Source organism: Chryseoglobus sp. 28M-23 (assembly GCF_014789785.1).
In the GTDB taxonomy this organism is placed as follows: domain Bacteria; phylum Actinomycetota; class Actinomycetes; order Actinomycetales; family Microbacteriaceae; genus Microcella; species Microcella indica.
Window position 1 is genome coordinate 575,698 of record NZ_CP061846.1, and the last position, 13,650, is coordinate 589,347.

General features: G+C 71.0%; 13 protein-coding genes. 7 read left to right on the plus strand and 6 right to left on the minus strand.

The genetic code is table 11. The features are described from left to right. Positions 1 to 15: 15 nt before the first annotated feature. From IE160_RS02845 to phoH2, 3 genes are all read left to right on the plus strand, one after another. A complete protein-coding gene (locus IE160_RS02845) occupies positions 16 to 807 on the plus strand; it encodes an isoprenyl transferase (RefSeq protein ID WP_179873258.1) in 792 nt (263 codons plus the stop codon). 28 nt (positions 808 to 835) lie between these two features. Further along, entirely contained in the window at positions 836 to 1,957 is a 1,122-nt protein-coding gene (locus tag IE160_RS02850; protein WP_179873259.1) for an aminotransferase class V-fold PLP-dependent enzyme, read from the plus strand. 258 nt (positions 1,958 to 2,215) lie between these two features. Beyond that, positions 2,216 to 3,508: an RNA 5'-3' helicase PhoH2 gene (gene phoH2 / locus IE160_RS02855; protein WP_179873832.1), complete on the plus strand. Its 1,293-nt coding sequence runs from the start codon at positions 2,216 to 2,218 to the stop codon at positions 3,506 to 3,508. A gap of 89 nt (positions 3,509 to 3,597) precedes the next feature. On the opposite strand, the gene IE160_RS02860 is transcribed toward phoH2, so the two are convergent. Continuing rightward, positions 3,598 to 3,921 (minus strand): helix-turn-helix transcriptional regulator, encoded by a 324-nt coding sequence (locus tag IE160_RS02860; RefSeq protein ID WP_224744538.1) that lies wholly within the window; start codon positions 3,919 to 3,921, stop codon positions 3,598 to 3,600. 106 nt (positions 3,922 to 4,027) lie between these two features. Here IE160_RS02860 and IE160_RS02865 point away from each other — a divergent pair, with 106 nt between their 5' ends. The 3 genes from IE160_RS02865 to IE160_RS02875 are packed head-to-tail and all read left to right on the plus strand — an operon-like array spanning position 4,028 to position 8,111. After that, on the plus strand, positions 4,028 to 5,416 hold the full coding sequence (locus tag IE160_RS02865; RefSeq protein WP_191151599.1) for a proton-conducting transporter transmembrane domain-containing protein: 1,389 nt from the start codon (positions 4,028 to 4,030) through the stop codon (positions 5,414 to 5,416). Then, positions 5,413 to 7,791, plus strand: coding sequence for a putative inorganic carbon transporter subunit DabA (locus tag IE160_RS02870; protein ID WP_191151600.1), 2,379 nt, complete (start codon positions 5,413 to 5,415; stop codon positions 7,789 to 7,791). The genes IE160_RS02865 and IE160_RS02870 overlap by 4 nt, the downstream gene beginning before the upstream one ends. Continuing rightward, on the plus strand, positions 7,788 to 8,111 hold the full coding sequence (locus tag IE160_RS02875) for a P-II family nitrogen regulator (protein ID WP_191151601.1): 324 nt from the start codon (positions 7,788 to 7,790) through the stop codon (positions 8,109 to 8,111). Before IE160_RS02870 ends, IE160_RS02875 begins: the two co-directional genes overlap by 4 nt. Here the strand turns inward: IE160_RS02875 and IE160_RS02880 are convergent. The 5 genes from IE160_RS02880 to xseA all read right to left on the minus strand — a co-directional run bounded on the left by IE160_RS02880 (position 8,108) and on the right by xseA (position 12,504). Then, positions 8,108 to 9,508, minus strand: a complete 1,401-nt coding sequence (locus IE160_RS02880; protein WP_191151602.1) for a class II fumarate hydratase — start codon at positions 9,506 to 9,508, stop codon at positions 8,108 to 8,110. The two genes, IE160_RS02875 and IE160_RS02880, sit on opposite strands and share 4 nt — an antisense overlap. Positions 9,509 to 9,605: 97 nt before the next feature. Further along, positions 9,606 to 10,244, minus strand: coding sequence for a carbonic anhydrase (locus IE160_RS02885; protein ID WP_179873265.1), 639 nt, complete (start codon positions 10,242 to 10,244; stop codon positions 9,606 to 9,608). Between the two features lie 34 nt (positions 10,245 to 10,278). Further along, positions 10,279 to 10,929, minus strand: coding sequence for a DUF4245 domain-containing protein (locus IE160_RS02890; protein ID WP_191151603.1), 651 nt, complete (start codon positions 10,927 to 10,929; stop codon positions 10,279 to 10,281). Then, positions 10,926 to 11,192, minus strand: a complete 267-nt coding sequence (locus tag IE160_RS02895) for an exodeoxyribonuclease VII small subunit (protein ID WP_179873267.1) — start codon at positions 11,190 to 11,192, stop codon at positions 10,926 to 10,928. Before IE160_RS02895 ends, IE160_RS02890 begins: the two co-directional genes overlap by 4 nt. Position 11,193: 1 nt before the next feature. Beyond that, positions 11,194 to 12,504 (minus strand): exodeoxyribonuclease VII large subunit, encoded by a 1,311-nt coding sequence (gene xseA, locus IE160_RS02900; protein WP_179873268.1) that lies wholly within the window; start codon positions 12,502 to 12,504, stop codon positions 11,194 to 11,196. Between the two features lie 76 nt (positions 12,505 to 12,580). Here xseA and IE160_RS02905 point away from each other — a divergent pair, with 76 nt between their 5' ends. Continuing rightward, entirely contained in the window at positions 12,581 to 13,648 is a 1,068-nt protein-coding gene (locus IE160_RS02905; protein WP_179873269.1) for a 4-hydroxy-3-methylbut-2-enyl diphosphate reductase, read from the plus strand. The last annotated feature ends 2 nt before the right edge of the window (positions 13,649 to 13,650 follow it).

Genomic DNA, 13,650 nt, shown 5'->3' on the forward strand with positions numbered 1-13,650 from the left:
CGGTGCACTACCGTGATGGCTGTGCAATCGAGGAGAAGTCTCCGCGGGCGCGGCGTGCTCTACCAGCTCTACATGCGCCGGCTGCGGCATCAGTTGTCCGATGCCACGCACCCTCGTCATGTCGCGATGATCCTCGACGGCAACCGGCGCTGGGCGCGACTGCGCGCCGGCGGCACGAGCGCGCACGGGCACCGCGCCGGAGCGGAGAAGATTCGCGAGTTCCTGACGTGGTGCGACGACGCGGGCATCGGAGTCGTCACGCTCTACCTGCTCTCGACCGACAATCTGACGGGGCGGGAGTCGGAGGAGCTGCGGGAGCTCATCCCCATCATCGGCGAGCTCGCGAGCGCCCTGTCGCAGTTCCGCGACTGGCGCGTGCAGCACGTGGGCAGCCGCGACGGCCTCCCGGACCCGCTCCTGGCTCAGCTGGACGCCGCCGTGGCGAGCACGCGAGACCACAAGGGCCTGCACATCAATCTCGCCGTCGGCTACGGCGGCAGGCGCGAGATCGCCGACGCCGTGCGCTCGCTCGTGCACGAGCACGCCTCGGCGGGCGGCACTCTGGACGCGCTCGGCGAGCTGCTCACACCGGAGAACATCGCCGACCACCTCTACACGGGAGGCCAGCCCGACCCCGACCTCGTGATCCGCACGTCGGGCGAGCAGCGCTTGAGCGATTTCATGCTGTGGCAGAGCGCTCACAGCGAGTTCTACTTCGTGGAGGCCCTCGGGCCCGACCTGCGCGAGGTGGACTTCCTGCGTGCTCTGCGCGACTTCTCCCGCCGCCAGCGCCGTTTCGGCCAGTAGGCTCGCCGTCTCACACCTGGAGACCCTCATGACAGCTCTCGATGCGTTCATCGCCGACTTCCACGAAGACCCCGGCTACCTCGACTTCGCCCGTCTCGCCCCCGTGGGAGACCCGGTCCTGGCCGAGGAGCGCGCGCACGCCGAACTTCTCGCGCGCGCGCGCTTCGGCTCGCTCCAGACACTCGCTGAGCAGGATGCCCGGGCACGGGCCGCGCTCGGCGAGATGCTCGGCTTCCGCCCCGATCAGGTGGTCTTCCAGCCGAGTGCCTCGCAGGCGCTCATGCACGTCATGTTCGGGTTGACGGGTGGCGTCTCCGCATCGCCGGGCGATTTCCCCGCCGTCGGCTACGCCCTCGCGCGGGCGGCGGAGGCCCTCGGCGTGCTGGTGCCGCGTGACCTCGTGCCGCAGCACGAGCGCGTGACGCCGGGAGTCGTGAAGGAGCAGGTGGGGGCGAACACGGTCGCGGTGATCGTGAGCCTCGTCGACTACCGCACCGGCCAGGTCGTCGACCTGGAGGGAGTGCGCCAGGTCATCGGCGACCGGCTGCTCATCGTCGACGCCTCGCAGGGCGCGGGGGTCGTGGACGCACCGTGGCAGGCGGTCGACGTGATCGCGGGCGGAGGCCGGACCTGGTTGCGCGCCGGCCCTGGCACCGGGTATCTGGTGCTCTCTGATCGAGCCCGCGAGAGCCTCACGCCGGTCTGGTCGGGGTGGCTCGCGCAGGGCTCGGTGGAGCCCGTTCACGAGATCCTGCCGCCGCAGGACGATGCGGGTGCCTTCAGAGTGGGCGCTGCAGACCCGGGTGCCGAGGCGAGACTCGCTGCGGCTGTCGAGGCAGTCGTCCGTGTCGGCGTCGAGGTCATCGCCCCTGTGGTGCTCGACCGCACCGCCCGCATTCTCGAACTCGTCGACGAGGCAGGTCTCGCGGTCGTCTCCCCGCGGGAGGACGAGGAGCGGGCAGGCATCGTGGTCGTCGAGCCCGATGCCGACCAGTTCGGCGTGCTCGCCGCCGCTCTCCACAACCACGGCATCTCAGCGACCAGTCGAGAGGGGCGCGTGCGGTTGAGCGCCCACGTGTCGACGAGCGAGGACACGCTCGCACTTCTGCGAACGGCCCTGCTCACCTTCCGAGCCGCCACGCGGCACTGAGGGAGGCACCGTGCTCTCTCCTGGGTGAACCAACCCGTAACACGCGCGTGTCGTTGCGCGTCGAGCGCGACGGGAGGCATAGCGTGGCGCTCATCAGGCATCGAGCCTGGTCGAGACGGCCGGAAGTTCGTCTTGCGAGCCCTGGCCGGCACGTCAGATGAGTCCGGGGGCGCCCGCGCTTCCGGGGTTGGAGCACTGGTGGCCGCATCGAGAACCTCCTCCCAGACATCCCGCACCACGGCGTCGACGACGGAGGTGATGCAGCGCACCTACGTCTTGGACACCTCGGTCCTCCTCAGCGATCCGAGAGCCATGTTCCGGTTCGCGGAGCATGCCGTCGTCCTCCCTGTCGTCGTCATCACCGAGCTGGAGGCGAAACGCCACGACCCGGAGATCGGGTACTTCGCGCGTCAGGCGCTACGCCACCTCGACGAGTTGCGGGTGCAGCATGAGCGCCTGGACTTCCCGATCGCGGTGGGGGAGGAGGGCGGTTCGCTGCGGGTCGAGCTCAACCACTCGAACCAGTCGGTGCTGCCGAGCGGGCTGCAGCTCGGCGACAACGACTCGCGCATTCTCGCGGTCGCTCTGAACCTCGCGCAGGAGGGCCTGGCCGTCACGGTCGTCTCGAAAGATCTCCCCCTGCGCGTCAAGGCCTCGTCGGTCGGTCTCGCGGCCGAGGAGTACCGGGCCGAGCTCGCCGTCGACAGCGGGTGGACCGGCACGGCCGAGATCACGCTGTCGGCCGAGCAGATGGCCGATCTCTACGACCGGGAGACGGTGTCGAGCGCGGCGGTGCGCGAGCTTCCCGTCAACACGACGCTCGTCATCCATTCCGACCGAGGGTCGGCCCTCGGGCGCGTCCTCGGCGAGGACGTCGTGGGCCTCGTGCGCGGGGATCGCGACATCTTCGGTCTGCACGGCCGCTCTGCCGAGCAGCGCCTCGCAATCGACCTGCTCATGGACCCCCAGATCGGCATCGTCTCCCTCGGCGGTCGCGCGGGCACGGGCAAGTCAGCGCTCGCGCTCTGCGCGGGTCTCGAGGCGGTGCTCGAGCGTCAGCAGCAGCGCAAGATCATGGTGTTCCGTCCCCTGTACGCGGTCGGGGGGCAGGAGCTCGGCTACCTGCCGGGCGATGCGGGCGAGAAGATGAACCCCTGGGCGCAGGCGACGTTCGACACGCTCAGCTCGGTCGTCTCGCAGAACGTGCTCGACGAGGTCATCGAGCGCGGGCTGCTCGAAGTGCTGCCGCTCACGCACATTCGCGGTCGGTCGCTCCACGACGCGTTCGTGATCGTCGATGAGGCGCAGTCGCTCGAGCGCAACGTACTGCTGACGGTGCTCAGCCGCATCGGGCAGAACTCGAAGGTGGTGCTCACGCACGACGTCGCCCAGCGGGACAATCTGAGGGTCGGGCGGCACGACGGCGTCGCGAGCGTCATCGAGACGCTCAAGGGCCACGCGCTCTTCGGCCACATCACCCTCACGCGCAGCGAGCGCAGCGCCATCGCGGCGCTCGTCACCGAGCTCCTGGAGGGCAACGAGCTCGCCTGAGCGCACCTGATCAGCACGGCGAGGGGTGTCCTGTCGGGCACCCCTCTCGTGCTATTCGAGCTGTGCTGCGCGTCGGAGCGCGACTCCGCTCAGCCCTGGTCGCCCGGCGATCCTGACGGTGCTTCGCCACGCTGCCGCGCGCGGTCGCCGACGGCGCGCAGGAGCTCGCCGATCGTGTGCGTGCGCTCGAGGGGGTGCCGCAGCGGCTCGTCGTCGACGACGCTGTAGCGGTTGCGTCGGCCCTCGCGCGTCTTGACGAGGTAGCCGGCCTTGACGAGCTCGGCGACGATGCGCTGCGTGCCGCGCTCGGTGATGCCGACGCGCTCGGCAATGTCGCGCATGCGCAGATCGGGGTCGTCGGAGAGGCACACGAGCACGTGCGTGTGATTCGTCAGAAACGTCCACTCGGCCACGCGACCACTGTACGAGCCACATCGCGCCCCGTCCGGCATCGAAATGCACGTTGTGCAATACGCGAACTAGCAATCGTGTATTGTGATGCGCGCAAGGAGGTTCTCCATGTTCTCAGCCGGTACCCCCCTCGACCCTCGCGCACTGCTCGCGGTGGCACCCATGCCCCCGATCGATGGTGGCCTGTGGCGACTCGACGGCGTCGCGCTGGTGCTGCTCGTCCTCGTCGTCGGCATCGCCGCAGCCGTCGTGCCCTTCGCCCACCGCTCACTCCGCGGCGACCGGCACGGCACTGCCCTCACGATGGCGTTGGGTGCGATGCTCGCGACGACGGCACTGCTCGCCGTCGCGGGCCCGCTCTGGATGCTCGGCCTCGCCTGGAGCGCCTCCACCGTCGCGACGCTTGTGGCCCTCGGTCTCGGCGGGGGAGTGCGCGCACTCCTTCCCGGTGCCGTATGGCTCGTCGCCGCCGACGTCGCGCTCTGGGCCGCGATCGTTCTGATGTCGCTCGGTGCCGAGGGGGATGCCGCAGCACTGCTCTTCGTGATCGCCGCCGTTCTGCGCTGTGCCCTGCCGCCCGCGCAGAGCTGGCTCGTCGGCTCTCTCTACGCTCCGACTCCCGTGAGTGCCGCTCTGCACGGCGGCATCGTGAACGGCGGGGGCATCCTCGTCATCACCCAGTTGCCCCTCATCGGCGAGAGCGCCCTGGCATCCCTCGCGCTCAGCCTCCTCGCGGCGGTCGGCCTCCTCGTCGGTGTGACGGCCTCGCTCGTGAGAACGGACGTCAAGGGCCGACTCGTCATGTCGACCGTCGCGCAGATGGGCTTCATGCTGCTGTGCGCCGCCCTCGGCCTCGCCGCCGCCGCGCTCGTGCACCTCGTCGCCCACGGCCTGTACAAGAGCTCGCTCTTCCTCGCCTCGAGCGACGGCATCGACCGTCGCGCCTACGACCGCCGCGCCCCGGCGGTCCTCGCGCTCTCCCGCCCCAGCGCCGCGGCCCGGGCCCTCGCGGGCATCGCGCTCCCCGTGATGACACTCGCGGCCGTGGCGGTCGCGGTGTACCCGGGCGGCCGGGGCGTGCCCGAACTCCTGCTCCTCGTCGTGGTGGGCGCGGCCTTCGCCGCCGCGGGCGCCCGCGCGGCACGACTCGCCCCGAGCACCGCGCTCGCCGCCGCGTCGACCACCCTGCTCGCGGGCGGTGCGGCGGCGTACGCACTCGCTGCATCGCTGCTCTCGGCGGTGATCACACCCGAGTCTGCGCCCGAGGCGCAGCCCGCCATCGTGGTCGTCGCGGTGCTCGCCCTCCTCCTCGTCGTCGCTCTCGGCGTCGTGCGTCGATGGTTCCCGGGGAGCCGGACGGGTCTGGCCCTGCAAGCCTTCGGTCTCGGCTTCGGCGACCCTCGCGCTCCGCGTCCCGCGGGCAGAGCATCCACGGCGCGCGCGATCCCCGCATCCGACCCCCTCGGCAGCCCGCTCACGACAGGAGCCTCGTCATGACCGATATCGTCGCACCCATGCGCGCGGCCCTCCGCGCCCGGGCACGCGCCGAGATCGCCGCCTCGGTGATCGCCCCGTACTACGGCCTCGACGCGGCGATCGCAGTGAACCCGCTCCTGCCCTCGCTCTCCGAGGGGTTCGCCGGTGCGGTGACGCGGGCCGCACCCGCGCTCGGAGCCCGCGGGGCGCTCTCCGAGGGGCAGTACCGCGACCTGCTCGACTCCGGTCGCATCGCGGAGGCCGACCTCGCCCAGGCGATCCGTCGCCGCGACGCCGAGTCCCCGCGGGGGGCGACCGACGCGCAGCTCGTCACGCGGTTCCTCACCCGTGCTGCCCCGCCTCCACCGCTCGAGCAGCAGCCGATCAGCGCCGTCGACGAGCGACTCGCCCAATGGTGCCGCGCAGCGCTCGCCCCCGATGCCGCGGCGTGGCCCGTGCCCGTCGCCGAGCTCGGATACTTCGGCGCGTGGCGCGCCCTCGCGCTCCACGACGCGACCCTCCCGCGAGAGGCGAGGCGTCGCATCGCCGAACTCCCCGACGTCGCCGATCGTGCCCTCGCCACCGTTCTCGAGATCACCGACGTGAGCGAGGACGAGCAGCTCGCGCACTTTCGCGCCGGGCTCGCCCGGCTGCCCGGTTGGGCCGCCTACGTGCGATGGCGCGCCGAGACCGCGGGCGATGTGGACATCGTCGACCTCCTCGCCGTGCGCGCAGCACTCGAATGGGCACTCGACGAGCCTCGACCCATGCCCGCTGCGGGGCACGGCGACGAGGCGGGCGCCGTGCGCACGCTCGTCTGGCAGGAGGCTTTCGAGTCGGCCCCCCATCGTCGGGTGCTCGAGCAGATCACCGCATGCTCGGGTCGTCACCGTGACGCCTCGGCACCCCGCGCTCACCTCGTCTTCTGCATCGACCCCCGCAGTGAAGGACTGCGACGGCACCTCGAGCGTCGCGGCCCCTACGCCACCTCCGGCTTCGCCGGCTTCTTCGGAATCGCCGCGCTCGTGGAGCCCCTCGCCGCGACCGAGCCCGCGGCAGCATGCCCCGTGCTGGTGACTCCCCGCTACCGCGTGGCCGAGCGACCGGCACCCGGGGCGTGGCGCGACGCCGCTCGGTTCGTGCGCTCTCTCGCCCTCCGCCGCGCCCTGCGCTCGAGCGTCAAGGCGCCCGACGCCCTTCCCGGCGCCCCGCTCGGCTGGGCCGAGGTCACCGGGTGGCTCTTGGGCCCGCGCTCGATCGCGCGCAGCCTGCTGGCCGGGCGAGCAGTGCGCGCGGGGCGCCCCGACGATCCGGCCATGAGCGTGCCCACGCTCCTCGACCTCGATAGCGCGCTCACCCCTGAGGCGCAGCTCGACACGGCCGAGGTGATTCTGCGCACCATGGGCATGGTGGAGTCGTTCGCGCCTCTCGTCGTCTTCGTCGGCCACGGCACGTCGACGACCAACAACGCCTACCGAACGGCGCTCGACTGCGGAGCGTGCGGGGGCCACCGGGGCGCTCCCAATGCGCGGGCTGCCGCCGCGCTGCTGAACACGCCGGCGGTGCGGGTGGGACTGAGCGAGCGGGGGATCAGCATCCCTGAGGCCACCGTCTTCCTCGCCGGGGAGCACGACACGGCTACTGACGTGGTCACGCTCGCCGACCTGCACCGGCTCGAACCGGTGCGGCGCGACGCCGCCGCCGAGGTCGAGCGAGACGCTCGGGCAGCGGGGCACGACCTCGCCGCCGAACGGATGCTGGATCTGCCGGGCGCGTCTGCGCGCACGCCGGCGAGCATCGCCGCCGCTCGTCGGTCGCGGGACTGGGCTCAGGTGTACCCGGAGTGGGGTCTCGCGCGGAACGCCGCGATCGTCATCGGGCCGCGGTCGCTCACCGCGGGCGCCGACCTCGAGCGCCGCGTCTTCCTGCACTCGTACGCGCCCGAGCACGACGCCGAGGGCACGGCGCTCGAGACGATCCTCACGGCACCGCTCGTCGTTGCGCACTGGATCAACGCGCAGTACTACTACTCCGCCGTCGATCCCGAGGTGTTCGGCGCCGGGTCGAAGACGGTGCACAATCTCGTCGCGGGCGCTGGAGTGCTCAGCGGGCCGTCGGGAGACCTGCGACTCGGCCTGCCGTGGCAATCGGTCGGCACCCGCGACGGTCTCCACCACGAGCCCGTGCGGCTGCTCGTGGTCGTCGACGCGCCGCGCGAGCGCATCGAGCGCATCGTCGAGCGCGCCGACGTCGTGCACGATCTCGTGCACGGCGAATGGGTGACCCTCGTGCGACCGGGCGACACGGTCGGCGAGTGGGAGCGGTACACCCGAGCAGGGTGGCAGTCGTGGCAGCTGCCCGGCGCCGAGTGGACTGCAGGAGAGGAGGCGGCATGAGCCGCGAAGCACTGACGAGGATGACCAAGATCGAGATCGTGGCGCGCACGGTCGATGCCGACGCGGTGCGCCGCCAGATCGTCGCGGCGGGAGCGACGGGCTACACGAGCCTGCCTGCGGTGACCGGTCTCGGGCACCACTTCGCTCACGAGGGCCGGCAACTGTTCAACGACCGGGACGCGCTCACGCTCATCATCACGGTCGTGCCCGATGACCGGGCGGACGATCTCATCGAGGGTCTGCGCTCACTGCTCGACCTCACAGCGGGCGTCATGTTCGTCTCCGACACCTACGTGAGCAGACCGCACTACTTCCGTTAGAGGCCCGGCGCCGTCATGCGCAGCACGTCGAGAGCGCTGTCGAGCTGCTCGAGCGTGACCTCGCCGCGCTCGACGAATCCGAGGTCGATCACGGCCTCGCGAATGGTGAGACCCTCAGCGACGGAGTGCTTGGCGACCTTCGCGGCCGCCTCGTAGCCGATGACGCGGTTGAGGGGCGTCACGATCGAGGGCGAGCTCTCGGCGAGGGCCCGAGCGCGTTCGAGGTTCGCCTCGAGACCGGTCACGGTCTTGTCGGCGAGCACCCGCGTCGAGTTGGCGAGGAGGCGGATCGACTCGAGCAGCGACGTGCCCATGACGGGGATCGCGACGTTGAGCTCGAAGGAGCCCGATGCGCCCGCCCACGCAACGGTCGCGTCGTTGCCGATGACGCGCGCGCACACCATGAGCACAGCCTCGGGCACGACCGGGTTGACCTTGCCCGGCATGATCGACGAGCCCGGCTGCAGATCGGGGATGCGCAGCTCCCCGAGGCCGGTGTTCGGGCCCGACCCCATCCACCGCAGGTCGTTGCAGATCTTGGTGAGCGACACGGCGATGACGCGCAGGGCGCCGCTCGCCTCCACGAGGCCGTCCCTGGCGCCCTGCGCTTCGAAGTGATCGAGGGCCTCGGTGATCGGCAGCCCCGTGGAGCTCGCGAGCTCAACGATGACCTTCTGCGAGAATCCGAGCGGGGTGTTGATTCCTGTGCCCGTCGCCGTGCCGCCGAGCGGCACCTCCGCGACGCGCTCGATCGTGGAGCGCACGCGCGCGACGCCGAGGCGCACCTGTCGCGCATAGCCGGCGAACTCCTGCCCCAGAGTGACCGGCGTCGCGTCCATGAGGTGGGTGCGTCCGGCCTTGACTGCGGTCGACCACACCTCGGCCTTCTGCTCGAGGGCGACGGCGAGGTGCTCGAGCGCGGGGATGAGCTCGTGCAGCAGCGCGCTCGTCACGGCGACGTGCACCGAGGTGGGGAAGACGTCGTTGGACGACTGGGAGGCGTTCACGTGGTCGTTGGGGTGAACGTCCATCCCCGCGATGCGCGTCGCGAGGGTCGCGAGCACCTCGTTCATGTTCATGTTCGAGCTCGTGCCCGAGCCCGTCTGGTAGGTGTCGACCGGGAAGTGATCGTGATGCTGCCCCTCGATGATCTGCTCTGCCGCTTCGGCGATGGCCTGCGCGAGCGGAGCATCCAGAATTCCGAGCTCGGCGTTCACGAGAGCGGCGGCGCGCTTGATCTGCGCGAGAGCGATGATCTGCCCCGACTCGAGCCCCGAGCCGGAGATCGGGAAATTCTCGACGGCGCGCTGGGTCTGGGCCCGGTAGAGGGCGTCGCGTGGCACGCGCACCTCGCCCATGGTGTCGTGCTCGATGCGGTAGTCGTCTGTCTCGGTCACGTCGATGTGCGTCCTTCTGTGCGTGGCGGTGGGGTGTCTGGTCGGCGGGTGGCGGGTGAGGATGCCCGGGTGTCGGCTCGGCGTGCGTCGAGCTCGGTCAGATCTGGCCCACGACGACGTCGGGCTCGACGCGACCCTCGCGCAGCTTGTAGTTCGCGCCGACGATGGCCAGCGTACCGGCGGCGACCTCCTCGCTGATGAGCTCGCTCGCCGAGAGCAGCGCTCCGACGGTGTCGCGCAAGTGCTGACGACCGACCTCGAGAGCGTCGAGCTGGTCGATCGCGCTCGCCCCCGCGCTCATGCGCACGCGCTGAACGGCGGGGAGGATCTGGTTGACGATGCCGCGGATGTGCACGGGCAACGGCTCGGCGCCGGGTCGGGCGGAGTCCATCGCGGCCCGCACAGCACCGCACTCGTCGTGCCCGAGCACGAGGATGAGCGGCACGCGCAGCACTGCCACGGCGTACTCGAGCGAGCCGACGACGCTGTCACTGATGACCTGCCCGGCGTTGCGCACGACGAACAGGTCGCCGAGTCCCTTGTCGAAGATGATCTCGGCGGCGAGTCGAGAGTCCGAGCAGCCGAACAAGGCCGCGCCAGGGGCCTGCGAGCCGGCGAGCTCGGTGCGCCGCTCGACGTCCTGGTGCGGATGCTGCGGCTCGCCCGAGACGAACCGCGCGTTGCCGCGCTCCATCTCGCGCCAGGCCTGGGCGGGGGTGCGTCGGGTTGCAGTCATGCGGTCACCTCGCGTTGATCGATCGAGGCCGCGACTACGGTGCGGTCTCGGTCTCGTCCTCGGCAGGAAGGTCGGCGGCGATCGCAGTAGCCAGTAGCGCGAACTCGTTCTCCGACGCGGTGCCGTAGAGCACGATCGTGCTCTCGGCGGCCTCGGTCACGAGGGCGTACTGGCGGCTGCCGACGGCGTCGACCCCACGTCGATCGTAGAGGTTCCACTCGACCCCGGCGATCTCCACGGGCTCTCCGCCCGACGCACCCCGCAGCAGGTCATCGAGCCACGTCGGATTCGTCTCGAAGCCCTGCACCAGGGCGATGAAGGCGTCGGTGTCGGTGAGGAAGCCGATGTACCACTCGCGCACGCCGCCGCTCGCGGTGAGGTCGGCGCGGTTGGCCGACCAGGTCGGGGGGACGGTGGGCGCCAGCACGTCCGTGCCGAGCGCGGCGGAGGCATCTGCTGCGGTCGACGGGTAGTCCACGGGCGGGGGAGTGGGTGTCTGCCGCACGACGACGACGACGAGGAACAGGACGATGCCGAGCGACGCGACGAGGGAGAGCACGAGATTCTTCGTCGACTGGTTCGCGCGGCGACGGCGCCGCGACTCGGCCACGCGTGCCGCGGTCTCCTCCGGCGTCTCGGGCCGACCGAGCTCGGCGACGACCCTGCCCGCTCCCGCAGACGTCACGGGGCGCTGCCGTCATCGGAGGCGGCGGCGCGAGCAGCGTCGAGGCGAGCCTTCGCGCCGAGCAGCCACTCCTCGCATCGTCGCGCGAGCGCCTCGCCGCGCTCCCACAGGGCGATCGACTGCTCGAGCGTCGCGCCGCCCTGCTCGAGCTCGGAGACCACGCGCACGAGCTCGTCTCTCGCCTGCTCGTAGCTCAGGCCGCTGACCTCGGCGCGCTCGGGTGGGGAGGTCTCGGAGGCGGGGGAGTCGGTCACGTCAGTCATGCTAGGTCTGCTTTCCTTCGCTCGGGGTGGGAGTGTGCGATGGGGCGTCGTTCGGCGAGGGCTCGGTGCCCGTCACGGTCGCGGTCAGGCGGCCCGCGGCGAGAGTCACGTGCAGCGCATCGTCGAGCGACGCTCGCGCGGCGTTGCTCACCACGCGCCCGGCGTCGTCCTGCACGATCGCGTAGCCGCGATCGAGCGTCCGCTGAGGAGAGAGCGCCCGCAGCTGGCGGCGCCGCTCGTCGAGGGCGTCGAGCGAGCTGTCGAGGCGGCGCGTCGTCAACTCCGCACCGCGCGCGACGAGGCGCGTGAGCTCCTCCGCTCGCGTGGCGATGATCCACGTCGCACTCGCGAGCGCCGGTCGGGAGCGGAACTGCGCCACGCGCTCGATCTCGGTCGTGAGCATCGAGGTGAGCCGGGTGATGAGCCGAGACCGGGCCTGCTGCACGGTCGCGAGCTGCTCGCCGACATCGGGCACGACCCGTTTCGCGGCATCGGTCGGTGTCGAGGCGCGAAGGTCGGCGACATCGTCCAGCAGCGGTCGGTCGTTCTCATGCCCGATCGCACTCACGAGGGGCGTCTCGCAGTCGGCGGCGGCGCGCACCACGGCCTCGTCGCTGAAGGGCAGCAGGTTCTGGAAGTCGCCGCCGCCGCGCGCGACGATGATGACGTCGACGTCGGGGTCGGCATCGAGCGCTCGGATGCCCGCCACGAGCTCGCCGACGGCCCGGTCGCCCTGCACGGCGGAGTGGTGCACGCGGAACGAGACGGACGGCCAGCGCAGCTGCGCGTTCCGCAGCACGTCCTTCTCTGCGTCGCTGTCGCGTGCGGTGACGAGCCCGATGCACTGCGGGAGGAAGGGCAGGGGCCTCTTGCGCTCGGGGGCGAAGAGCCCTTCGGCCGTGAGCTGACGCCGCAACTGCTCGAGGCGCTCGAGAAGGTCGCCCAGGCCGACGCGTCGCATCTCGAACACCTGCATCGTCAGGGTGCCGCCCTTGACCCACCAGTTCGCCTTGACGAGAGCGATGACCCGATCGCCCTGACCGAGTCCCTCCGGCAGCTTCCCGCGCACGGAGGACCAGATGGTGAAGGAGACGGTCGCCTCGGCTGCGAGGTCTTTGAGCTTGCCGTAGACGTTGCCGCCGGAGACGCCCCACTGGGTGATCTCGCCCTCGACCCAGACCGTGCCCAGGCGGTCGATGTACCCCTTCAGCTTCGAGGAGAGCTGCCCCACCGGCCACGGCGCGTCGGCGGCGCTCGCCGTCGGATCGGGTGCGGCTCCCGGGCGGCGGGGAGCCTCGGGGGCATCGGTCACGCCCCCAGGGTAGCCGCGGGCGGCGACACATGGGCACGGAGTCCACCTTCAGGGGCCCGCGCCTAGACTGGGCCCTGTGAGCACCATCACCAACGGAGCCCCCGTCAGCACACCGATCGTTCCCGCGCGGCGCGCGCGGTTGACCGACGAACCCGTCGCGGGCAGCAAGCGGGTGCTGCTCGCCGCGCCGCGCGGGTACTGCGCCGGCGTCGACCGGGCGGTCATCGCGGTCGAGAAGGCGCTCGAGCAGTACGGCGCACCCGTGTACGTGCGCAAGCAGATCGTGCACAACATCCACGTCGTGACCGAGCTCGAGAAGAGCGGTGCGATCTTCGTCGACGAGGTCGAGGAGGTGCCGCCGGGCTCGCACATCGTCTTCTCCGCCCACGGAGTCAGCCCGGCCGTCGTGCAGGGCGCGGCCGACCGCGGCCTCGCCGCGATCGACGCGACGTGCCCGCTCGTGACAAAGGTGCATCGCGAAGCGGTGCGCTTCTCGAAGCAGGACTACCGCATTCTGCTCATCGGTCATGCTGGCCACGAGGAGGTCGAGGGCACGATGGGTCACGCGCCCGAGCGCACGATCCTCATCGGCAGTCCGGAGGAGGCCGACACCGTCGAGGTGCCCGACGCCGACGAACTCATCTGGCTCTCGCAGACCACGCTAAGCGTCGACGAGACGATGGAGACCGTTCGGCGTCTGCGCGCGCGGTTCCCGCATCTGCAGGACCCTCCGAGTGACGACATCTGCTACGCGACGCAGAACCGTCAGGTCGCGATCAAGAAGGTCGCCCCGGAGTGCGATCTCGTGATCGTCGTCGGGTCGGCGAACAGCTCCAACAGCGTGCGCCTCGTGGAGGTGGCGCTCGAGTACGGTGCGCGGGCGGCCTACCGCGTCGACTACGCGAGTGAGATTCGGCAGGAGTGGCTCGAGGGTGTCGCGACCGTCGGCGTCACCTCCGGGGCGAGCGTTCCCGAGGTGCTCGTGCAGCAGGTGCTCGCCGACCTCTCCGACGCCGGCTACGGCGAGGTGGAGGAGATCACGACGGCCGAGGAGGACCTGCTGTTCTCGCTGCCGAAGGAGCTACGGGTCGACAAGTCGGGCAAGCGTGACGACCGCGCGCTCGGCGGGCGCACGCGGGCCTGACG